Consider the following 23780-nt stretch of genomic DNA (forward strand, 5'->3'; position numbering starts at 1 on the left):
AAAATAATGAGCAAATACACAGAAGACGATTTAAAAATCGAACTCGAAACCAAAGAATATGAATACGGATTTTATACTAATATAGAATCTGAAACTTTCCCTATTGGCTTAAACGAAGAAATTGTAAGAGCTATTTCGCTAAAAAAAGAAGAACCGGAATGGATGACCGAATGGCGCATCGAGGCTTTTCGCGCGTGGAAAGAAATGATTGAGCCAGAATGGGCAAACGTACATTACGAAAAACCAGATTTTCAGGCAATTTCTTATTATTCAGCTCCAAAACAAGTAGATCCTAACAAAACTTTGGACGATGTTGATCCGGAACTTTTAGAGATGTACAAAAAACTTGGAATTTCTGTTGATGAGCAAAAAATGATGAACAATGTCGCTATGGATATTGTTGTCGATTCTGTTTCTGTAGCAACAACTTTCAAGAAAACATTAGCAGAAAAAGGAATTATTTTCTGTCCAATTTCTGAAGCTATCAAAGAACATCCTGAATTAGTAAAAAAATATTTAGGAACTGTTGTACCTCAAAAAGACAACTTCTACGCAGCATTAAACTCAGCGGTTTTCTCTGACGGAAGTTTCTGTTATATTCCAAAAGGCGTTCGTTGCCCAATGGAACTTTCAACTTATTTCAGAATCAATCAGGCAGGAACAGGACAATTCGAAAGAACTCTTGTTATTGCAGATGAAGGAAGTTACGTTTCTTATCTTGAAGGATGTACTGCTCCTAGTCGTGACGAAAATCAATTACACGCTGCTGTGGTTGAATTAATCGCTCTTGACGATGCTGAAATTAAATATTCTACCGTTCAAAACTGGTTCCCAGGAAACAAAGAAGGAAAAGGTGGAGTTTATAACTTCGTAACCAAAAGAGGTTTATGCGAAACAAACGCTAAAATTTCTTGGACACAAGTTGAAACAGGTTCTGCTGTAACTTGGAAATATCCTTCTTGTGTACTTAAAGGAGATAATTCGGTAGGAGAATTTTATTCAATTGCTGTTACCAATAATTACCAACAAGCAGATACGGGAACTAAAATGATCCATTTAGGTAAAAACACTAAATCGACTATTATTTCTAAAGGTATTTCGGCTGGTAAATCACAAAACAGTTACCGTGGTTTAGTGCAAATTAGCCCAAGAGCAGAGAATGCGAGAAACTTTTCGCAATGTGATTCTCTTTTAATGGGGAACAATTGCGGAGCACATACTTTCCCTTATATCGAAAGTAAAAATCCATCAGCAAAAATAGAGCACGAAGCAACTACAAGTAAAATTGGAGAAGATCAGGTTTTTTATTGTAACCAAAGAGGTATCCCAACTGAAAAAGCGATTGCCTTAATTGTAAATGGTTTCAGTAAAGATGTATTGAACAAACTTCCAATGGAATTTGCTGTTGAAGCTCAAAAATTATTAGAAATTTCTTTAGAAGGTTCTGTAGGATAATTGGAAGATGGAAAATAAAGTCATCATTTTAGGTTCTTCCAGAAAAAACGGAAATACAACAAGAATTGTAGATGAAATTGCAAAAGAATACAATATTGATGTAGTAAATCTTAGTGATTATAATATTTCGTATTATGATTACGAAAGCAAAAATATAGAAGATGATTTTTTGCCCTTGATTAAAAGAATTATCGAAAATCATGACACTTTCATTTTTGCAACGCCCATATATTGGTATAATATGAGCGGAATAATGAAGGTCTTTTTTGATCGGTTTTCAGATTTAATCCGAATTGAAAAAGAAACCGGAAGAAAACTTAGAGGGAAGAAAATTGGTGTGATATCAAATTCACACGATAACGAAATCGAAGAAAGTTTCTACATTCCGTTTAAAAAAACCGCCGATTATTTAGGCATGGAATATTTAGGACACGCGCATTTTAATGCCAACATCCTAAACCAACAAACAAAAATAGAATTGACATTTATATAAAATAAAAAAACAATGTTATCAATAAAAAACCTTCACGCCTCAATTGGTGATAAAGAAATCCTGAAAGGAATTAATATAGAAGTTAAAGCTGGCGAAGTACACGCTATTATGGGACCAAACGGTTCTGGAAAAAGTACACTTTCTGCAGTTATTGCAGGAAACGAAAACTATGAAGTTACGGACGGAGAAGTTATTCTTGACGGAGAAGATCTTGCTGATTTAGCTCCTGAAGAGAGAGCACATAAAGGTGTTTTTCTTTCGTTTCAATATCCTGTAGAAATTCCTGGAGTTAGCGTTACTAACTTCATGAAAACTGCAATCAACGAAACTCGTAAAGCAAACGGACAAGAAGAAATGCCGGCAAACGAAATGTTGAAAGTAATTCGTGAAAAATCTGAATTATTAGAAATTGACCGTAAATTTTTATCTCGTTCTTTAAACGAAGGTTTTTCTGGAGGAGAGAAAAAAAGAAACGAAATTTTTCAAATGGCAATGTTAGAGCCAAAATTAGCCATCCTTGATGAAACAGATTCTGGTCTTGATATCGACGCTTTAAGAATCGTTGCAAATGGTGTAAACAAATTAAAAAGCGACAAAAACGCAATTATTGTGATCACACACTACCAACGTTTATTAGATTATATCGTTCCTGATTTCGTTCACGTTCTTTACAACGGAAAAATCGTAAAATCTGGCGGTAAAGAATTGGCTTACGAATTAGAAGAAAAAGGATACGACTGGATCAAGGCAGAGAATTAAAATTTGTTTCAGGTTTCATGTTTTTTTAGTTTCAAGTTGAATTACATTTTGTAAATTTAAACTTAAAATTATTAAAATAGAAATAATGGCGACAATAACTCGATTTGAGGATTTAGAAATTTGGAAAGAAGCTCGACGATTAGCAAAAGAAATTCATCTCATTGCAGTTCAAACAGAGTTAAGATCCGATCTTAGATTTAAAAATCAAATAAAAGATTCTTCTGGTTCAGTGATCGATAATATTGCTGAAGGATTTGAAAGAGATGGAAATTTAGAGTTTCGACAATTTTTATCTATCGCAAAAGGTTCAGCCGGAGAAACAAGATCTCAATTATATCGAGTTTTTGATTTTGAATATATTTCGGAACAAAAATTCGAAGCTTTAAAAAAGGATTATGAAAATTTAAGCGGTAAAATAAAAAACTTTATCACTTATCTAAATAAAAAAGATTTCAAGGGGAATAAGTTTCAATAGGCAACCTGAAACTTGAAACCTGAAACACCGAAGGAAACAAAAACAAAATGGATTTAAAAGAAAAATTAGTATCGTCTTTTATGGCTTTTGAAGAGCGTGTCGATGTACATTCAGATTTACATGACATACGCACAAATGCTTTAAAAAACTTTGAAAATAAAGGTTTTCCAACCAAAAAAGAAGAAGCTTGGAAATATACATCGCTAAATGCCATCTTAAAAAATGACTTTACGGTTTTTCCAAAGGAAGAAAATGCAATCGAATTTAATCAGGTAAAAAAATACTTTTTACACGAAATAGATACTTATAAATTAGTATTTGTTGATGGTGTTTTTAGTTCACATTTATCTTCTACAACGCACGACGGAATTGATGTTTGCTTAATGTCATCGGCATTGACCAAACCAAAATATAAAATGGTTATTGATACATACTTTAATCAAATTGCAAGTAAAGATGACAGTTTAACGTCATTAAATACTGCATTTGCAATGGAAGGAGCTTTTATCAATATTCCGAAGAAAAAAGTAGCCGACAAACCAATTGAGATTATGTATTTCTCAACTGGAAACGAAGCTGCATTAATGGTTCAGCCAAGAAATTTGGTTATTGTGGGTGAAAATTCACATGTTCAAATTATCGAGCGTCACCAAAGTTTGAATGAAAATCCTGTTTTAACAAACTCTGTTACTGAGATTTTTGCTCAAAAACGCGCAATTGTTGATTATTACAAAATTCAAAACGATAATAGCGAAGCGAATTTAGTTGACAATACTTATGTTTCTCAACAGCAAGAAAGTCATGCTTACGTACACACTTTTTCATTTGGAGGAAATCTGACTCGTAACAACTTAAACTTTTATCACTTTGGAGAAAGATTGACAAGTACGTTAAACGGAATTTCAATTCTAAATGATAAACAACATGTTGATCATTATACTTTAGTAAACCACGCACAACCAAACTGCGAGAGCTTCCAGGATTATAAAGGAATTTTCTCTGATCGTTCGACAGGAGTTTTCAACGGAAAAATTTTAGTAAATAAAGAAGCTCAAAAAACAAATGCTTTTCAAAAAAGCAACAACATTTTATTGAGCGATAAAGCAACGATCAACGCAAAACCACAATTAGAGATTTTTGCAGATGACGTAAAATGTTCTCACGGTTGTACAGTTGGACAGCTTGATGAAACAGCAATGTTCTACATGCAGTCTCGTGGTATTCCTCAAAAAGAAGCTAAAGCTTTATTAATGTACGCATTCTCAAATGCAGTTATCGAAAGCATCAAAATACCAGAATTAAAACAAAGAATTACTAAAATCATTGCCATGAAATTAGGCGTGAATTTAGGATTTGATTTATAAAAAATTCTATTTAATAAAAATGAAAACCGATAAGCTTTAAAAAGTTTATCGGTTTTTTTATTTGCTACTCCTGCAAGGTTTCCAAAACCTTGTAGGTATTATGTTTATGTTTCTATACCTACAAGGTTTTGGAAACCTTGCAGGGAAGACAACCTATTTCTTCACACTATCAATTATCCCCTTCAAAAACCCATTAAAATCAAAACTTTTATCTCCTTCTCTCACTCCCATTCTCACAATTACCATATCCAGAGATGGAATAATCGCCACCATTTGACCTTGATATCCACTGCAATAAAACATATCACGAGGAACGTCTGGGAATTTTCCTCCCGCGTTTAACCAAAATTGTGCTCCATATTTTCCTTCAGAAGTATTAGTTGGTGTTGCCGTATATTTTACCCAGCTTTCATCTAAAATTTGTTCTCCGTTCCAGTTTCCTTTATGCAAATACAACAATCCAAATTTTGACCAGTCTCTTGGTGTTGCCCATCCGTAAGATGAACCTACGAAAGTTCCCGACATATCTTGTTCGACAATCATCGAGTTCATTCCAATTTTGTCAATTACGGCACTGTACCAAAAGTCTAGATATTCTTGCTGCGTTTTAAATTGGTTTCTTAAAATTCTGGAAAGAAGATTTGTCGTTCCAGACGAATAATTCCAATGCGTGTTTGGCTTAAATTGAGCAGGTTTATCCATTTGTACTTTTCCCATATCTTCGGTCTGAAAAAGCATTTGTGTCGCATCGCAAATCGTACTGTAATTCTCTTCCCATTCTAAACCGGAATTCATGTGAAGTAAATCATTAATAGTAATAATTTTACGATCGTCATTTTTCCACTCTGCAATTGGTGCTGGTTTGTAAATATCAATTTTTCCTTGTTTGGCTAAAACACCAAAAGCAGAACTTGTGATACTTTTTGTCATCGACCAGCCTAAAATTTTACTGTCTTTGTTAAAACCTGTATCGTATTTTTCAGCAATTAATTTGTCTTTGTATAAAACGACAACGGCACGTGTACGTTTTGTTCTTCCACTGTTTTTATCAAAAGCATTTTCAACTGCATTTTTTAATTTCGAGTAATCAATATTCGCAAAAGCAGAATCTTTTGGTTCATTATTTCCGTAAGGAAAAGGAAGATTATTTACCAATTTTGTTCTCTTTGGAAGCAAATATGGTTTTGAAACATCAAAATCATCATTTATCAAAACTGCTCCTAAACCTTCACGATAAATTGCTTTTCTTTCCTTTAAACCGTAAACATTTGAAATAGCAAATTTTCCAGCATCATCAATTGAATTTTTAGCCAAATCAACCAAATCGATATCATTGTCTGTTTTTTGAATTAAATCGAGCGAACGGTTATCAATAAAATGTCCCGATGCTACACTTTTGGCTGAAAACCCGGAAATCAAATCCAGTTTTGGATAAGTTATAAATCCGAAATACAAAAACGCAAGAACGACTAGAAGCAAAAGCACTTTAAGAAATTTTTTCATGATGATGTCAGTATTTTTATTGCAATATAAATAATTTATGTTCACGATTTTAGAAGTCAAATTATAAATCTGATTAGGATAATTCAGAAAACTGAATTGATTTTTACGGAATCAGCATTTACGCCTTGTAACAATGACACCATAAAAGGAAATTATAGAATTGCTGTATAAACAAATTTAGTTTTAGTACTTTTGTAAATAGATTTTTTCTAAATAAGACATGCTAGATATTCAAAAAATAAGAGCTGATTTTCCGATACTTTCACAAACTGTAAACGGAAAACCCTTAGTATATTTCGACAACGGAGCTACTTCGCAAAAACCACAAATTGTGATCGATGCAGAAGTAAAATATTATCAGGAAATTAATGCCAATATTCACCGCGGCGTTCACACTTTAAGCCAGTTAGCTACTGATGCTTACGAGATTTCTCGTGGCAAGGTAAAAGATCATATCAATGCAAAACATGCTCACGAAGTACTTTTTACTTCGGGAACTACGCACGGAATCAACTTGGTTACAAATGGTTTTGCTTCTATTTTAAAACCAGGTGACGAAGTACTTGTTTCTTCATTAGAGCATCACAGTAATATTGTGCCGTGGCAGATGTTATGCGAAAGAACGGGAGCAACATTAAAAGTTATTCCGATTAATCAAAACGGAGAATTAATTATTGAAGAATTTGATACTCTTCTTTCAGAAAAAACAAAAGTCGTTACGGTTAATCATATTTCAAATGCACTCGGAATTATTAATCCGATAAAATATATCATTGATAAAGCCCATGCTGTTGGCGCTGCAGTTTTAATTGACGGCGCGCAGGCTGTTCCACATTTAAAACCAGATGTTCAGGAATTAGATTGTGATTTTTATGCTTTTTCTGGTCATAAAATGTGTGGTCCAACCGGAACCGGAATTTTATATGGAAAAGAAGAATGGCTGAACAAACTTCCTCCTTATCAGGGTGGTGGTGAAATGATTAAAGAAGTTACTTTTGAAAAAACAACTTATGCAGATCTTCCGCATAAATTTGAAGCCGGAACACCAAATATTGCCGGCGGAATTGTTTTAGGAACTGCAATTGATTATTTAAACAGTGTTGGTTTTGAAAATATTCACGAATATGAAACGGAACTTTTAGATTACGCTACAAAACGTTTATCTGAAATTGAAGGTTTAAGAATCTACGGGACAGGAAAAAATAAAGCTTCTGTGATCTCGTTTAATATTGATGGAATTCATCCGTATGATGTTGGTTCAATTATTGACAAATTAGGAATTGCGGTTAGAACCGGACATCATTGCGCGCAGCCAATTATGAATTTCTTTTGTATTCCGGGAACGATTCGCGCTTCTTTTTCATTCTATAATACCAAAGAAGAAATTGACCAAATGGTCGATGCCGTTAAAAAGGCACAAACAATGCTAAGCTAACATCTATTTTTATGAGAATACTATCTTTATTGCTTTTAACGGTTTTTATTGCAACAGGCTGTTGCAGTCAAAAAAAGACAAACATGGCTACAACCCAAATTGAATATTCTGCGCTTTCAAGAGGATATTACAAAAAGATTGTAGTTCAAAATCAGACTGTTTATGTTACAAACGGCAGAGATCAACAGCCTATTGAAACTAAAATTGACGATGCGAAATGGAACAAAATTGTTTCTGAATTTTCAAAAGTAGATTTAAACAAACTTTCGGCATTAAAAGCACCAACTGAAAAACGTTTTTATGATGGTGCCGCGATTGGAACTTTAAAAATAACTCAAGATCAAAAAACATACGAAACTGCAGGTTTCGACAATGGTTTTCCTCCAAAGGAAATTGAAAAACTGGTAAATTTACTGGTTGATTTTGCTAAAGAATAATTATGACAATTAAAGAGATACAAAACGAAATAATAGACGAATTTTCAATGTTCGACGACTGGATGCAGCGTTATGAATACATTATCGAACTGGGAAAAAGTCTTCCGTTAATTAAAGAAGAATACAAAACCGACGAGAATTTAATCAAAGGCTGTCAGTCAAAAGTCTGGCTTCAAGGCGAGCAAAACGATGATAAAATTGTTTTCACCGCAGACAGTGACGCTATTTTAACTAAAGGAATAATTGCAATTTTAATTCGCGCTTTCTCTAATCAAAAAGCAGAAGACATTATAAATGCTGACACTGAATTTATAGACGAAATTGGATTAAAAGAACATTTATCTGCAACTCGTGCAAACGGTTTGGTTTCGATGATAAAAAACATCAAAATGTACGCTTTGGCTTTTGATGCAAAAAATAAAAATTAAATTTCTTTCTGCCACGAATTTCACGAATTAACACTAATTTTTAAATTCGGGAAATTTGTGAAATTCGTGGCGAAAAAACAAATAACAAAATGGAACAAGAAATAGACACAAACGAATTAGGAGAATCAATCGTAAAAGTTTTAAAAGGAATTTACGATCCTGAGATCCCTGTAGATATTTATGAGTTAGGATTAATTTATGACGTAATGGTAAATACAGATTACGAAGTAAAAATCCTGATGACATTAACATCTCCAAACTGCCCGGTTGCAGAAAGTTTACCAAGAGAAGTGGAAGAAAAAGTAAAAACAATCGAACACATTAAAGATGTTGAAGTAGAGATTACTTTTGATCCGCCTTGGAGTAAAGATTTAATGAGCGAAGAAGCAAAATTAGAATTAGGAATGCTTTAAAAAAGTATACAGTTTACAGTCTCAGTCGCAGTATTCAACTGTGACTGAAAACTGCGGCTGAAAACTAAAAAAAATGGAAGAAATCATCAATAAAGTTGCCAATAGTGCTTTAGAAGTTTTTGATTTAGAGGATTATTATCCAAAAGGAATGCGTGTGCAGATTGACATTTCGCAATGGCTTTTGGAAGGATTTTTATTGAAAGAAAAAGACTTTAGAGAACACCTTAAAAATCATGATTGGTCACAATACCAAGATCAATATGTCGCTGTACATTGCGCTACAGACGCTATAATTCCTGCTTGGGCATTAATTTTAGTTAGTGTTCATTTGGCGCCTTTTGCTAAAAAAGTAGTAAACGGAACCATTGAGGATCTAGATTCAAGTTTATACGAAGAAATCTTAAGTAAGATTGATTATTCTGCGTACCAAAATAAACCTGTAATTGTAAAAGGATGTTCTAAAAAACCGGTTCCTATGCGTGCTTATATTTTAGCCACAACTTATTTACAGCCTTTTGCCCGCAGTATTATGTATGGCGAAGCATGTTCTGCTGTGCCTTTATACAAAGAATCTAAGAAATAACCTTCATTTTAAAGTAATATTCCCTTAACCTTCAGTTGGTTTTTAGTATATTTGTTAATATACACTTAAACTAAACAACCATGAGAAAGCTGACGTTATTACTATTTATCTTAGCGAACTTTACTTTTGTTCAGGCCCAAAATTCAGAAAAAGAATTAATTCAGAATACCGAAAAAGCGGTTAAAAAAATAAACGATACAATTGAAGACGAAGGATGGAAAGCAAAAGGAACAGTGTCTCTTTTATTAAACCAATCTAGTTTTAACAATTGGATCGCAGGTGGTGAAGATAGTTTCTCTGGGACTTTAGGAATAAACTATGACTTCAATTATAAAAAAGACGATGTAACCTGGGACAATAAAATCCTTGCTTCTTACGGGCTTTTACAAACTAAAAACACCGATTTCGGAAAAAAGACTGACGACCGTTTAGAGTTTAATTCAATCGTTGGTAAAAAGGCTTTTGGTGAATGGTATTACTCTTATTTTCTAAACTTTAGAACTCAATTTACAACGGGTTATATTTATGGACAGGATGCCAATGGAAAAGAAATTAGAACCGAGCAGACTAAATTTATGTCGCCTGGGTATCTTACTACTGGACCTGGTATTTACTGGTCTAAAGATGAAAACTTAAAAATAAACTTTGCTCCTCTAACTTCAAAATTCACTTTTGTCGACAACGCTTATACTAGTGGAATTGATAGATTTACTGGTCTGCCTTATGTAGATGGCGATTATTTTGGAGTTGACGAAGGCAAAACCATGCGTTACGAGTTAGGTTTTTATGCTTCTGTTTATTACAAATTAGCCATTATGACTAACGTTACTGCAGAAAACACGCTGAATTTGTATTCTAATTATCTGGAAGATCCTCAAAACGTAGACATCAATTACTCTTTAAATATCATAATGAAGGTAAACAAATTCTTATCGGCAAATTTAGCCTTCCAGGCTATTTATGACGATAATGCTTTTCAAGGTCTTCAAACCAGAGAAGTATTTGGTTTAGGGGTTAATTTTGGATTTTAATAATCCGCAACACAGCGAAAAGATTCTTATAAAATATAATACAATAATAAACGGCTTTTGATTTATTTCAAAAGCCGTTTCTATTTTTATTTACTTGTTAAATGATTTTGGTTTTATTCGAACGATTTTATCGTCTTTCATAATTACCAATTCAGTATTTGATTTCTTTTTGAACTCAATTAATTTATCATAAACCAAATCCATCGCATCTAAAATTTTAGTTTGAGTTGCCGATCTTTTATATGTTTTCATTATAAATTCCTTTTAGTTTATCGTACTTAATTTCATTGATTATATCAATCTCACTTTCAAGCATTTTTTCTGCCAATAATTCAGGTTTCCCAAATGAATTATCAAAGATCATAACTTCATCAGCTATTGGCAAATATATATTAAATAAGTTTAATATTCCATTAATGTATCTTCGCTTAATAACAGCTGTTTCTATATTATGTCCACCTTCTGTAACTCTAGTTTTTACTCTTTCAATCGCAAGTTCAACATCCTGTAACCAGAAAAATAAAAGAATCACTTTATAACCTTTTTTTTGTGCTAACGCAACTTTAGATTTATAACTTTTAGTCGCTAGTGTGGTTTCAAAAGCAAATATTGTATTAGTATCTAATAATTCATTTATTCTATGAAGCATTATTCTACCAGCCTCAAAAGCTACTTTTTCAGGTTGAAATGGAGAGAGACCTTTAGCAATTTCATCTGCATTTACAAATTCTTTACAGTTTAAAATTTCAGGAAGTATTGTAAAAGAAGCCGTAGTTTTACCAGCTCCATTGCATCCTGAAATTATGTATAAATTCTTACTCATTTAAACAAAGATATGAAATATCAATTTTTACTAAATCTTATTTTAGAGATATTTAATAAAGTTTTATAACCTTCCTGTTTATTCATTATATAAAAAAACGGCTTTTGAAATAAATCAAAAGCCGTTTCTATTTTTATTCTTCTTCCTTTTCAACTGCGTCCTTATAATCAGGATATAAAAACTTATTATATGGAAATCTTGTTATGTGAATCTGACGAACTGCTTCGTAAACCGTTTCTCTAAATTCTTCAAAATTTTCTTTTTGTGTTGCCGAAATAAACAAGGCGTTATCTTCTCCTACATTACTCATCCAAGTCTGTTTCCATTCCTCAAGAGTCCAATGTTTTCTGGTTCTTTCGGTGATCAAATCATCTTCGTCAATCGTTAGATGTTTGTAAGCGTCGATTTTATTGAAAACCATAATGGTTGGTTTATCATTGCTCTTAATTTCCTGCAAGGTCTGATTTACAGATTCTATATGATCTTCAAAATCAGGGTGTGAAATATCTACAACATGCAAAAGTAAATCGGCTTCACGAACCTCATCAAGTGTACTTTTAAAAGAATCGACTAATTGTGTTGGTAGTTTTCGAATAAATCCAACCGTATCTGAAAGTAAAAACGGAAGGTTTTTAATAACCACTTTTCGAACCGTTGTATCTAATGTTGCGAATAATTTATTCTCAACAAAAACATCACTTTTCCCAATCGCATTCATCAAAGTCGACTTTCCAACGTTTGTATATCCAACAAGCGCCACACGAACCATTGCGCCTCGATTGCTTCGTTGAATACTCATTTGTTTGTCGATTGTCTTGATTTTGTCTTTCAACAATGAAATTCGGTCACGTACAATACGTCTGTCTGTTTCGATCTCTGTTTCACCAGGACCACGCATACCAATTCCTCCTTTTTGACGCTCAAGGTGCGTCCATAAACCAGAAAGTCTTGGCAGTAAATAAATACACTGCGCTAATTCCACCTGAGTTCTTGCATACGAAGTTTCAGCTCTTTGCGCAAAAATATCCAGAATCAAATTGGTTCTGTCAAGGATTTTACAATCTATAATTCGGGAAATATTTTTTTGCTGTGATGGTGATAATTCATCATCAAAAATTAAGGTCGATATTCCGTTTTCTTTTACAAAAAGATTGATTTCATCTATTTTTCCCGTTCCCACAAAAGTCTTCGGATTCGGGCGTTCCATTTTTTGCGAAAAGCGTTTAATAACTTCACCTCCTGCGGTAAAAGTTAAAAACTCTAATTCGTCTAAATATTCATTAAGTTTTTCCTCACTTTGATTTTGAGTTATGATACCAACAATGGCTGTTTTCTCAAAATTTATAACTTCTTTCTCTAACATATCTTAAAATAAGCTACAAATTTAATCATTTGTATACTACTACAATTATAGAATTACGTTTTTAAATATTATTTAAAATGATAAACCATCTAAAAATCATGTTTTACAAAAGTATTTCTTTAATAAAACTTGATTTTTAAATGGCTTAAAAAGGTTCAAAAAACTTTTTATTCGTAGATAAAAGTTTTCTCTGTTTTTACAATTCCATTCTCTTCAATCTGAGAACATGAAATTGGAAAGTTTAATTTGTTGTATTTGTATTTTCGGCTTACTGCAACTAAAGCTGTAGACGAAGGGCTAAAATTCATTTCGTTATTGTATGAAATTGACTCAAACGTAAATTCATCTTCATGATATGAAATCATTGGTACAATTACTTTATAATTATCTCCAAAAAGGCTTTGAACGATTAATTGATCTACCGATTTTTTATCATCATAAGTATACGTTTTAGAGATTTTATCTCCCACTAATCCTTTATGTTTTGATACGTTATCGTTTACATACACATATTCAATTTTTCCGATAATTGCCTTGTTTCTATCACGTGATGTACGTCTAACGATAGTACCGTTTTCAATGATATATTCGATATCTTCAACTAAATTTTGGTGATTTGTACTTTTTTTAGTCGTTACTTTTACTCTTGCACCTTCATAAACAAACGATACAACTTTCGTAATATAATCAGGTCCTTCCTGATATTTTTTTACAAATTTTGTAATGTTGTTATCAGCATCATAAGTGTAATTGATAACTTCTTTCCAGTCGCTTCCCACTTTATCTTTAACAGACATATCAAGTAAACCCTTTTTGTTGTAAAAAAAGTTCTGAATAACGTCTGAAGTTGTAATGGTTTGAAGTTTACCTTCTTTAAAGACCATTGTTTTATTTACAATTTCACCGTCTTTAGAATTTTGGTAATTTGTTTTTACAATATTGATCTGCTTCAATCTAACGTTTTCCTGACTCTGCATCAAGAATGGAAACACCATCATCAGGATGGCAATAAAGTAGGTTTTCATTTTGTTTTTGTATTGATTTGGGATGACCAAAATACAAAATTCTGTCAAAATTTGACAATTTAAAATTTAAAAAAACCGAAAAGCAATTTTAGAAAATTAGAAATCAACAACTTATACAAATACAATTCTTATTTCTCACCAAAAATCTTCACATCATCGACCATAAATGCGCCATTTAATGTTTTATCTTTTCCTGAACCTACATATCTAAAGGCAATATTTATATTTCCTGTATAAGCAGATAAATCTATTCCGCCAGAACTCATAAATTCACGGGAAGGATTTGATAATGTGGGAACTTTCGCTTCTAATTTTGTCCATTTTGCCTTGGCCACACTTGAGCCGTCAAAGTTTGTGGAGACATAAACTTCTAATGTATTTAATGGCGAATCGACTTTTAAATCATGCTGTGCGCTTCTAAAAGAAAGAACCGCATTTTTATAACCTGTCAAATTAATTTTGGGAGAAACCAGCCAGGCAATATTTTCGGCCGCTGTTGTACTTGTGGTATTAAATTCTGCATAACCATTTCCGGCATACACCATGCTTTTCCATAGTTTTGTTGCTTTTTCTACAATGTTACTCCAGCCTGGAAGTGCAAAATTGACATTGTTTTTAACCGATTGAAAATCCTCTGCAAAAAATGGAACGCTTCTTTTTCCGTTCATAACCACATCTTCTTCTGAACGAACCATTAATTGATAATCTGTACCAAACTTGGTTAAAATTCCTCTAACTTTCCCGCTTTCTTCCGGCACAAAATGATCTGCAAATTTTGCATAACTACTTGTTCTAAAAATAATTTGATTTCCGGTTTTATCACGCAGGTTCCAGTTTGTTGATCCTCCAATATTATTCGATTCTTCAAAATAATGACGTCCCAATGCAGCTTCTGTAAATTCAACATCATTAAGTTCAATCAATGTATTTAATTTACTATCTGATAATGCCTGTTCTATAGAAAGTGATTCAACCAGTTGATTTTCATCAATAATAGTACACGAAGCGTTTAAAACGTTTTTATATTCATTTTGAGAAATCCTGCCAATTGTTGGATCCCCGGCGTTGTTGACATATAAACTGCCAATCCGTAATCCTCCATAATACAAATCTGTAAATTGATTTTTAAGTTTTACATATACTTTATTCCCAAGTCGATAATCAATGTAAGTGTTTGACGCATCAATTGGGATACTAAAACCTATTGCAGGAATTTTTTCAGTGGCTTTTGTTTGGAATGAAATAGATTTAAAAAAATTCCCGCCTTCGTCACTCGAAATAACATAAGCTTCTATAATATCATCATATAAATATTGCTTAGCCGTATTACTTGAAAGTTCATAAACTTTTTTGACCGTTTTGTTTACTTTAAAATCAGGTTGAGTACACTCTAATTTTGGGTTTGCTATTTCTGTACTGCAGCTGCAAATAAATAATAATGATGAAGCTAAAAATGTATTTAAAATTATGTTTTTCATGATAAATATATTTCGATTTATAAACCGATTGTAAGATTTAAAAAATAAGTTCTTCCGTAACCGTAATAATATTTTGGACCAAATGATGGTGTTCCGCTTGAAACATCCTGATTCAGTGCTCTAAAATTTGCATTTCTGGCCTGTTCAAAACCACCCGTTTTATATACTAAACCTAATGCATTATTAACGCTGGCAAAAAGTCCGATATACTTTTTATGAACTCGCCAGGATTTTCCTCCATTGATATTTAATAAGGTTATGGGATCAAATTTTTCTTGTTGTAATAATTCATTTCCTCTTTCAGATGTTGCTTCGGGAAAAGGAAATCCATTTGCGGGATTAATGTAAAATTGTGATGTCCTAGAAATGGGTGAAACATCAATATAGTTATCGGTTAAATAATTAATATTGGCTCCAATCCACCAATATTTAGGATCCCGGTATTCTAAACCTAATGAAAGTGCATTTTGAGGCGTTCCTACTTGTTTGTAATTTTTAAGATAGGCTTTACCAAAATCAAAAGTAGTCTGCGCCCCGTCTTTTGCTGCGTTTGCATCGTTTGTAATCGATACATTTGGATTGCTGTTGTAAATATAATTTCCGTAAGCCGCTGATAAAGTTGTTTTAAAAGTTGAGGAAATCTGATATTCAAAACTCAATTCTGCTCCTGTATTTTTTTTGTCCAATTGAGTTAAAGTCTGGCTCACAAAAGCATCTGTTGGATCATAACCGGCTCCGTTATCAAAGATTCCTTCGGCATAGAAAAAAGAAGTTTTCGATGTGTTTTTTATTAGCGTATAAAAAGCTGTTAAACGTAATTTCAAGTTTGGTGCACGATAAACATAATTAGCTTCGGCACTTGTAATATTTTCACTTTCAATCCCATTAACTATATTATTATTTAATCTTGAATTTGAAAATGTATTTCGAAGCGATGGTGCTCTGGTTAAATGTGCACCATTAAAAAACAACCATTGTTTTCCTGAAATTTTATAGGTGAAACCTCCTTTAAAACCAAAGTTTTCAAAATTTATTTTCTCACTTTTTCCTAAAGAAATGGTCGGGTAAATTCCGTTTTGGTATAATCCTTCTCTTTGATAATTAGAAACGGAATAGGATTGTGCCAAATAAAATTCGGTTTTATTGTATGAGAATTTAAACTGTGCAAAAGCATTAATTGTATTGGCTAAAAAATTATAGTTGTATCCATAAATATCTCCTTTTACTACTTGTCTGTTTGGATTTTGCAAGTCTGACTGCGAAAGGTCGCCTTTGTAAAACGGATCAATATCTTCAAAATATTTCCCGCCAAGAAGATCCAGCAAATATTGAAAATTATGTGATTTTAAATTCTGATAAGTAATTCCTCCATCAAAAGAAATATTTGGAGTTAACTGCGTATTTAAGTTTGAATTGACTGCAAAAGTTTTGTCGTCAGTTCTGTCTTCATATAAAACATAATGGCTTTTTGCAGGTTCATAACCATTTTCACCTGGCTTTTGATTTGCAGAATACAGGGCGTTCCAGTCAATTTGCGAATTTGCCAGAAAGGTGAGTTTGCTTTTTTCAGCATTTTCATAATCCGGCGTAAATTCTCCAGAAAATTCACCTTTATCTTTTGCATAAAGCGAGCTGAAATAACTTGGCATTTTTCTATAATAAACCGGATCTGGACTGTCGCCATTTTGATAATCAATATTGCTGTTTCCAACTTTCCCAAATTGATACATTACACTCGAATTGAGGTTGGTTTTTTCATCAATTTTAAAATAATGATTCAGCATAAATAGCGGTTCTTCAACCGTTTTTACTCTTGCATTTCGCTTTTTATCATTTTGAAATCCCCAATACGAATTGTATTTTTCACCCATTAAACTGGTTACTTCATTTGTATTTGGAGAATTTTTTCCGCGGGAATTGGGTGTGTAAAATCCGGTGAAATTGAGTGAATGTTTATTGTTTAATTTTTTCTCAACACTCATAAAAAAAGAGTCTGCATTGAAATTTGTTCCTTCAAAATAACCTTCGTCTGCCCATCTTTTTCCTGCAGAAACGATATAAGCCCAGCCGTCAATATCCATTCCTAAAGCATAGGTTCCAATGGCACGCAAACTGTAGGTTGTATTACTTCCGGAAAAAGTTAGCTGTCCTCCTTTTCGATACAATGAAGCCCGGGTAAAAATTTGCTGTGTTCCTAAAATACCGCCAAAAGTATAATTTGAAGCAGCTGTTCCAACCGAAAATTCCTGATTACGAAGCACATTATTTAGTCCGCCCCAATTGTTCCATTGCGGTCTGCCGTCGTATATTTTATTCATGGTCATTCCGTTGAGCATCATGGTTCCGTTTTCGCTGTCTAAACCACGAACCCTGAATCGGGCTTGACCCCAATTAAATGCTGATGCCTGCATAAAAGCATCTTTTGAAGATTGTAAAAGTCCCGAAGTCATTTCGGATGAACTATTATCATCAGACAAATCACTTTCTAATAAAGTGATCAAAGCAGCAGGAACTTCATCGGAATAAATATCTTCTAATTGTAATACCCCGAGATATATAATCTGACCAAAATTAGAATGGATTTTCAGCAGTAAATCTTTGCAGTCCTGACTGTGAATCAAAAGCAGCTGTTCTCCTTCTATAGGAGAACTCAATTCAAATTTGCCTCTTTTAGAAGTAAGTTTTGTTATAGAAGAATTTTGAATACTTACTACAACATTTTCAAGAGGGTTTTGCGTTTTAGCATCGACAACAATTCCTCTAAAAACTGTTTCCTGCGCAAAGGCAAAACTAAAAGACCATAAAATTAAAAAGAGCGCGTATTTTTTTACCATTAAAAATTCCAATTTATTTTGAAAATTGTTTTCGGATATTAATCCTATTCAAAAGATAAATTGGTTTTTGGAAAGAGTCTTGCTTATAAGACAAACAAACTCTGGGATCAAATGTAGATATAAAAACAATTAAAAAAGAAATAAATTCTTACAAAAATAATTTATTTCACAAAGAAGTTTAAAAAAACACGGCGCAAATCAGCCTAATCCGTTAAATCTGTGGGCACTAAAAATTAAGCAGAAGTTCTGATTTTTGAAACCATAAAAGCAATCAGAACACCAAAAACTCCAATAAAGGCAAAAGAAAACTCTAATCCGAAGTTTTGAGCGATGTGACCAATTACCGGCGGCCCCATTAAAAACCCTAAAAAGCTTACGCTTGAAACTATTGTTAAGGCTTCTCCCGGCGGAACTGTTGGATTTTTTCCAGCCATACTATAAACGGTTGGAACAATAGTAGCAACTCCTAAACCAACTGCCATAAAAGCAATCGTACACGGAATAATATAAGGTAGAAAAACAGCTGTAAAAAGCCCGGCAGAAATCATAACTCCACTTATCTGCATGACACGCTCACGGCCAAATTTATTGATTAATCCATCACCTAAAAATCTTCCGCCAGCCATCATAATCATGAAAGAAGTATATCCTAAAATTACTAATGGACCTGGTGCTTTTACTACATCTTTAAAATAAACTCCGCTCCAGTCAAACATTACACCTTCGCTCGCCATACTGCAAAAACCAATTACACCAAGCCAGATTAAGGCACTGTCTGGTTTTACAAAGATTTTTCTTTTCTCTGTATTGTGTTTGATTTTTTCTTTGGCACGAATTAAAAATTTAAAATTAAAAGCGACCATTAATAACACAACGCCTCCAACAATCAGGAAATGATGTAATGGTGTTAAGTTTAAAGCCAGCATTCCTAAACCAACTAATGCGCCTGTGAATCCGGCAAAACTCCACATTCCGTGAAAAGAGGACATGATTGTTTTTTTGAAAAGTACTTCGGTATAAACGCCCTGTGTGTTTACGGCTATATTGGCTAAATTTCCAAATAAGCCAAATAAAAATAAGCCAATCGATAACTGTAAACCAGTTGTGGCTAAACCTAAATTGGCCAGACATAAAACATACATTATTAAGGAGAAAACTAAAATGCGGTGGCTTCCGAATTTGGTTACCATTTTTCCCGAAAAAGGCATGATAATTAATTGTCCCATTGGCAGGGAGAAAAGTATAGAACCTAAATCGCCTTCGGTTAAATGAAGGGCTGTTTTGATATCCGGAATCCTACTCGCCCAGGTTGCAAAACTTAATCCCATTCCGAAATAAAACATTCCAACGGCAAAACGAATTCGGTTTAGATAAGATGCTTTTGCTTCTCTAAAAACTTTCTTGATTTTTCCTTTAGTTTGAAAAAGTTGTAATGGATTAAAATTTATCAAAATGTATGCGTTTTGGGATTATATTATAAATGTACAAAAAACCTTTGTATTTACTTAAAGGTACAAATTGTTCAATTATTTACAACGTTATTGTTTATAAATAGCGGGGTTTTGCCCACAGATTTCTACGAATTTGCCCACGGATTTTACGGATTAAACGGGTTTACACAGATGTTATTTTATTTTCACGCATAAAAAATGCCCCCAAATAGTGTCTAACTTTTTGGGGGCAGTTCATGCTGTGCGTCTCTACGATATATGTTTGTATTCAAATTATAAAAATTAAACTCCGCGTAAACCCGTTTAATCCGTAAAACCCGTGGGCTATAAATTAATCACAGTGCGCTGCGCACTACTTGCAATTGCAGCTTCGATGATCTGCATTACTTTTACGCCGTCTTGAGCGGTAACTGGTTCTGCAACATTGTTTGTTATGGAATTGAAAACTCCGTCAAAAAACGAAAAATAATTTCCTTGAAGTGTCGGTACTTTTTCGCGGATTATTTTTCCGTCAATTTCAGTATGCAGAATTCCTTGTAAATCATCCGGTTCTTTTCCCCAAGATTCCAGGTTTGGTTTTTTACCAATTTTTAATTCGTCTTCCTGAATGTCTCCGCGAGGTTTTAAAAAAGAGCCTTTTTTTCCGTGAATCGTATATGCCGGATTTGCTTCTCTCACAAAGAAACCAGCTTTTAAACGAACTCTAAAATCATCATAAATCAATAATAAATCGAACCAGTCATCGACTAATGAGTTTTCTCTCGTAATTCTGACATCTCCGAAAACCGATTTTGGAGAACCAAATAAACAAATAGCCTGATCTATAATATGCGGACCTAAATCTTTTAAAACTCCGGCTCCGTCATTGGCGGTTTCTTTATGGGCTTTCGGACTTAATAACGGATTGTATCTGTCGAAATGAAATTCGGCTTCTACTATATCACCTAGAACGCCTTCATTGATTATTTTTTGAATGGTTTTAAAATCGCTGTCCCATCTTCTGTTTTGAAAAACGGCTAATTTTAATCCTTTTTCTTCGGCGATTTTGGCTAATTCTTCAGCCTCGGCTACAGTTGTGGTAAAAGCTTTTTCGATCACGGCATGTTTTCCTGCCAGAAGTACTTTTTTAGCATATTCATAATGTGTTCCTACTGGTGTGTTTACAATTACTAAGTCAACATCATCGGCTAATAAATCGTCGATTGAAGGATAACTTTTTACGTATGGATAATCTTCCTGAATTAGTTTTTTGCTTCTTTCCCAAGATCCTAATAATTCAAAACCTGGGTGAATATCTAAAAAAGGTGCGTGAAAAACCTTTCCCGACATTCCGTATGATAATAATGCTGTTTTTATTTTTTTCATTTTGTATTTAGTTTTTTGCCACAGATTAATGTGATTAAAAAGGATTTTTCTTTTTTGCCACGAATTTCACGAATTATCACGAATTTTTATTTTTTTTTAAACGCAACGATTTGTGGAAATTCGTGAAATTCGTGGCAACCAAAACTAAAAAAATCACTTTAATCTGTGATCCCGATAGCTATCGGGAGTGGCCAATAAAAATTTAAATCTTAGCTCGTTCGTATTGTTTTGGCCATTGAATATCGCTGTCTAATTCTTTGGCGAAATCTAACGGTAAATTTGGATTTCTCAATGATTCTCTGGCAAACAAAATTAAATCGGCCTGATTGTTTTTCAAAATTTCTTCGGCTTGTTTGGCTTCGGTAATTAAACCTACAGCTCCTGTCAAAATATTAGCTTCTTTTTTTACTTTTTCTGCGAAAGGAACCTGATAACCCGGACCAATCGCAATTTTTTGATGCGATACTAATCCGCCAGACGAAACATCGATTAAATCTACTCCTTTTTCTTTTAATATTTTCGAAAGCTGTACCGATTCTTCAGGATTCCAACCGTTTTCTGCCCAGTCTGTCGCTGAAATTCTCACGATTAAAGGCAAATCTGAGGGCCATTCTGACTGAACAGCTTCTACAATTTCCAATGTAAAACGGATTCGGTTTTCAAAGCTTCCTCCATATTCATCGGTTCTTACGTTGGTTAAAGGCGATAAAAACTGATGTAATAAATAACCGTGTGCGGCGTGAATTTCTAAAACTTTATATCCTGCTTTGACAACTCTTTTTGTTGCAGTTTTAAAATTGGAAATTACTTTTTGGATTCCGTTTTTGTCTAAAGCTTCGGGAAGAAAAGGTTCTCCGTCGTGATACGGAATCGCACTTGGCGCAACAGTCTGCCATCCGCCTTGAGCGAAATCTAATTTTTTATTTCCTTCCCACGGAGAAGAAACGCTTGCTTTTCTTCCGGCATGCGCCAGCTGAATTCCGGGAACAGCGTTTTGAGAAACGATAAATTCGTTGATTTGTTTTAGCTTTTCGATATGTTCGTCTTTCCAGATTCCTAAATCGACAGGAGAAATTCTGGCTTCGGGAGAAACCGCTGTGGCTTCCTGAATAATTAATCCGGCGCCTCCGCTTGCACGGCTTCCTAAATGAACCAGATGCCAGTCGTTTGCAAAGCCGTCAACGGCCGAATATTGGCACATTGGCGAAATAACAATTCTATTTTTTAAGGTGATGTTTTTTAAAGTTAAGGGGGAAAATAATTGTGAAGCCATGTTTGTAACTTTTAATGGTTTTGGACTACCAATAGATATTGACAGCCGTTTAAAAAGTAAAGTTACTGTATCTTGTTAAAACGAGAAATTGAAATGTTTATTAATTAACAAACATTTAAAACCTTATGTATTATATTGCGCTTTCAAATTAAAATAGAAACGCTACTTTTGTGCGTTAAATACGAACTAAAAATACAAAATGGATATAGTTATCAAACTCTCTCAATTTCTATTGAGTTTATCTTTACTTATTATTCTTCACGAATTAGGGCACTTTATTCCTGCCAAATTGTTTAAAACGAGAGTTGAAAAATTTTACTTATTTTTTGATGTTAAATATTCGCTGTTAAAAAAGAAAATTGGCGAAACAGAATACGGAATTGGTTGGTTACCGCTTGGAGGTTATGTAAAAATCTCCGGAATGATTGACGAAAGTATGGACAAGGAGCAAATGGCACTTCCACCTCAGCCGTGGGAATTTCGTTCTAAACCGGCTTGGCAGCGTTTAATTATTATGCTTGGCGGTGTTACAGTAAACTTTATCCTGGCGTTTATTATATATATAGGAATGGCTTTTGCTTACGGCGATACGTATGTGGCAAATGCTGATTTGAAAGACGGCGTTTTTATCGAAAATCCTGCAATGCTTAAAGCGGGTTTTAGAACCGGAGATAAAATCATTTCGATTGATGGTAAAACGGTTGAAAATTTTGACAGCGACATGAATATGAATGTTATCATGTCGAAACATGTTTTGATTGAAAGAGACGGAAAACAACAAACGATTAATATTCCAAATGATTTTGTTGACCAATTATCTAAATATGAAAAAGGTTTATTGATTGGTATCAGAATGCCTTTTGTTGTGGGTAAAATTTCTGAAGATTCTGAAAACACTTCTCTAAAACCAAAAGATATTATTGTAAGCCTGAACAATCAAAAGATAAAATATTTTGATGAAGCTAAAGCTGTTTTAGAGGCTAACAAAGGAAAAACCATTCCTGCTGTTGTTTTACGTGATTTAAAAGAAACTCCTATTACGGTTAAGGTCTCTAAACTAGGAAAATTAGGAATTGGTGTTGGCGGTTTAGGAATCGAGTCTTTAGAGAAATTAGGTTACTATAAAGTAAGCACGAGAGAATATAGTTTCTTTGAATCTATTCCTGTTGGAATTCAAAAAGGAAAAGATCAGTTAGTAGGTTATGGAAAACAGCTGAAAATGATTTTTAATCCTGAAACAAAAGCTTACAAACAAGTGGGTGGTTTTGCAGCGATTTATAACATTTTTCCGAGTTTTTGGAGCTGGGAAACGTTCTGGTCAATCACGGCTTTATTGTCAATTATGCTTGGAGTTATGAATTTATTGCCAATTCCGGCACTTGATGGCGGACATGTGATGTTTTTATTATATGAAATTATCAGCGGTAAAAAACCGAGCGATAAATTCCTTGAAAACGCCCAAATGGTTGGCTTTGTACTACTTATAGCACTGCTTTTGTTCGCAAACGGAAATGACATTTATAAGGCAATTATCAAGTAAAAAAATATTTTGAGAAAAAGAGTTAAAATATTTTTGAGAAACTAAAAATTCAATTATATTTGCACTCGCTAAAAAGAGCAACAACTTCCTCCTTAGCTCAGTTGGTTAGAGCATCTGACTGTTAATCAGAGGGTCCTTGGTTCGAGCCCAAGAGGGGGAGCAACTTTTTTTAGCAAACATATTTACCTTTAAGGTGATTCCTCCTTAGCTCAGTTGGTTAGAGCATCTGACTGTTAATCAGAGGGTCCTTGG

General features: G+C 33.6%; 22 protein-coding genes and 1 tRNA gene. 13 read left to right on the forward strand and 10 right to left on the reverse strand.

The window, feature by feature from the left end; translation table 11 throughout:
• Positions 1–6: 6 nt before the first annotated feature.
• The 5 genes from sufB to sufD all read left to right on the forward strand — a co-directional run bounded on the left by sufB (position 7) and on the right by sufD (position 4546).
• Positions 7–1455: a Fe-S cluster assembly protein SufB gene (sufB, locus tag ACODSB_RS06765; protein WP_488936470.1), complete on the forward strand. Its 1449-nt coding sequence runs from the start codon at positions 7–9 to the stop codon at positions 1453–1455.
• A 7-nt stretch (positions 1456–1462) separates the two neighbouring features.
• Entirely contained in the window at positions 1463–1948 is a 486-nt protein-coding gene (locus tag ACODSB_RS06770) for a flavodoxin family protein (RefSeq protein ID WP_488936471.1), read from the forward strand.
• A 12-nt stretch (positions 1949–1960) separates the two neighbouring features.
• The gene (gene sufC / locus ACODSB_RS06775; RefSeq protein ID WP_053472857.1) at positions 1961–2707 is read left to right on the forward strand and encodes a Fe-S cluster assembly ATPase SufC; all 747 of its coding nucleotides are present in this window, start codon (positions 1961–1963) and stop codon (positions 2705–2707) included.
• 85 nt (positions 2708–2792) lie between these two features.
• The gene (locus ACODSB_RS06780; protein WP_488936472.1) at positions 2793–3182 is read left to right on the forward strand and encodes a four helix bundle protein; all 390 of its coding nucleotides are present in this window, start codon (positions 2793–2795) and stop codon (positions 3180–3182) included.
• Between the two features lie 47 nt (positions 3183–3229).
• Positions 3230–4546, forward strand: a complete 1317-nt coding sequence (gene sufD, locus ACODSB_RS06785; RefSeq protein ID WP_053472859.1) for a Fe-S cluster assembly protein SufD — start codon at positions 3230–3232, stop codon at positions 4544–4546.
• 153 nt (positions 4547–4699) lie between these two features.
• On the opposite strand, the gene ACODSB_RS06790 is transcribed toward sufD, so the two are convergent.
• Positions 4700–6049: a serine hydrolase domain-containing protein gene (locus ACODSB_RS06790; RefSeq protein ID WP_488936473.1), complete on the reverse strand. Its 1350-nt coding sequence runs from the start codon at positions 6047–6049 to the stop codon at positions 4700–4702.
• Between the two features lie 220 nt (positions 6050–6269).
• Here ACODSB_RS06790 and ACODSB_RS06795 point away from each other — a divergent pair, with 220 nt between their 5' ends.
• From ACODSB_RS06795 to ACODSB_RS06820, 6 genes are all read left to right on the forward strand, one after another.
• Complete coding sequence (locus tag ACODSB_RS06795; RefSeq protein WP_488936474.1) at positions 6270–7484, forward strand: aminotransferase class V-fold PLP-dependent enzyme; 1215 nt, start codon at positions 6270–6272, stop codon at positions 7482–7484.
• 11 nt (positions 7485–7495) lie between these two features.
• On the forward strand, positions 7496–7921 hold the full coding sequence (locus tag ACODSB_RS06800) for a hypothetical protein (protein WP_488936475.1): 426 nt from the start codon (positions 7496–7498) through the stop codon (positions 7919–7921).
• 2 nt (positions 7922–7923) lie between these two features.
• Positions 7924–8349 carry a SufE family protein gene (locus ACODSB_RS06805; protein WP_053472864.1) on the forward strand — a complete coding sequence of 142 codons (426 nt, stop codon included), beginning with the start codon at positions 7924–7926 and terminating at the stop codon, positions 8347–8349.
• A gap of 89 nt (positions 8350–8438) precedes the next feature.
• Positions 8439–8762 carry an SUF system Fe-S cluster assembly protein gene (locus tag ACODSB_RS06810; protein WP_180857125.1) on the forward strand — a complete coding sequence of 108 codons (324 nt, stop codon included), beginning with the start codon at positions 8439–8441 and terminating at the stop codon, positions 8760–8762.
• A 73-nt stretch (positions 8763–8835) separates the two neighbouring features.
• Positions 8836–9345: a DUF2480 family protein gene (locus ACODSB_RS06815; protein ID WP_053472866.1), complete on the forward strand. Its 510-nt coding sequence runs from the start codon at positions 8836–8838 to the stop codon at positions 9343–9345.
• Between the two features lie 80 nt (positions 9346–9425).
• Positions 9426–10376 carry a DUF3078 domain-containing protein gene (locus ACODSB_RS06820; RefSeq protein WP_488936476.1) on the forward strand — a complete coding sequence of 317 codons (951 nt, stop codon included), beginning with the start codon at positions 9426–9428 and terminating at the stop codon, positions 10374–10376.
• A 90-nt stretch (positions 10377–10466) separates the two neighbouring features.
• On the opposite strand, the gene ACODSB_RS06825 is transcribed toward ACODSB_RS06820, so the two are convergent.
• The 9 genes from ACODSB_RS06825 to ACODSB_RS06865 all read right to left on the reverse strand — a co-directional run bounded on the left by ACODSB_RS06825 (position 10467) and on the right by ACODSB_RS06865 (position 21988).
• On the reverse strand, positions 10467–10628 hold the full coding sequence (locus ACODSB_RS06825) for a hypothetical protein (RefSeq protein WP_165590695.1): 162 nt from the start codon (positions 10626–10628) through the stop codon (positions 10467–10469).
• Positions 10615–11199 (reverse strand): ATPase, encoded by a 585-nt coding sequence (locus tag ACODSB_RS06830; protein ID WP_056206940.1) that lies wholly within the window; start codon positions 11197–11199, stop codon positions 10615–10617. The genes ACODSB_RS06825 and ACODSB_RS06830 overlap by 14 nt, the downstream gene beginning before the upstream one ends.
• Before the next feature lie 133 nt (positions 11200–11332).
• The gene (gene hflX, locus ACODSB_RS06835) at positions 11333–12562 is read right to left on the reverse strand and encodes a GTPase HflX (protein ID WP_073483849.1); all 1230 of its coding nucleotides are present in this window, start codon (positions 12560–12562) and stop codon (positions 11333–11335) included.
• Positions 12563–12729: 167 nt separating this feature from the next.
• Positions 12730–13587 (reverse strand): hypothetical protein, encoded by an 858-nt coding sequence (locus ACODSB_RS06840; RefSeq protein ID WP_180857123.1) that lies wholly within the window; start codon positions 13585–13587, stop codon positions 12730–12732.
• A gap of 128 nt (positions 13588–13715) precedes the next feature.
• A complete protein-coding gene (locus ACODSB_RS06845; RefSeq protein ID WP_488936477.1) occupies positions 13716–15065 on the reverse strand; it encodes a DUF5689 domain-containing protein in 1350 nt (449 codons plus the stop codon).
• A gap of 17 nt (positions 15066–15082) precedes the next feature.
• Complete coding sequence (locus ACODSB_RS06850; protein WP_488936478.1) at positions 15083–17899, reverse strand: TonB-dependent receptor; 2817 nt, start codon at positions 17897–17899, stop codon at positions 15083–15085.
• A 233-nt stretch (positions 17900–18132) separates the two neighbouring features.
• Positions 18133–19350 carry an MFS transporter gene (locus ACODSB_RS06855; protein WP_488936479.1) on the reverse strand — a complete coding sequence of 406 codons (1218 nt, stop codon included), beginning with the start codon at positions 19348–19350 and terminating at the stop codon, positions 18133–18135.
• Between the two features lie 324 nt (positions 19351–19674).
• Positions 19675–20715 (reverse strand): Gfo/Idh/MocA family oxidoreductase, encoded by a 1041-nt coding sequence (locus ACODSB_RS06860; RefSeq protein ID WP_488936480.1) that lies wholly within the window; start codon positions 20713–20715, stop codon positions 19675–19677.
• A 202-nt stretch (positions 20716–20917) separates the two neighbouring features.
• Positions 20918–21988, reverse strand: coding sequence for an NADH:flavin oxidoreductase/NADH oxidase (locus tag ACODSB_RS06865; protein WP_488936481.1), 1071 nt, complete (start codon positions 21986–21988; stop codon positions 20918–20920).
• 199 nt (positions 21989–22187) lie between these two features.
• Between ACODSB_RS06865 and rseP the strand changes: the two genes are divergently transcribed.
• Both rseP and ACODSB_RS06875 read left to right on the forward strand, forming a co-directional pair.
• Complete coding sequence (gene rseP / locus ACODSB_RS06870; RefSeq protein ID WP_488936482.1) at positions 22188–23528, forward strand: RIP metalloprotease RseP; 1341 nt, start codon at positions 22188–22190, stop codon at positions 23526–23528.
• Positions 23529–23614: 86 nt separating this feature from the next.
• Positions 23615–23688: transfer RNA gene (locus tag ACODSB_RS06875), tRNA-Asn, on the forward strand.
• Positions 23689–23780: the final 92 nt, after the last annotated feature.

This window comes from Flavobacterium sp. FG68 (assembly GCF_057808895.1).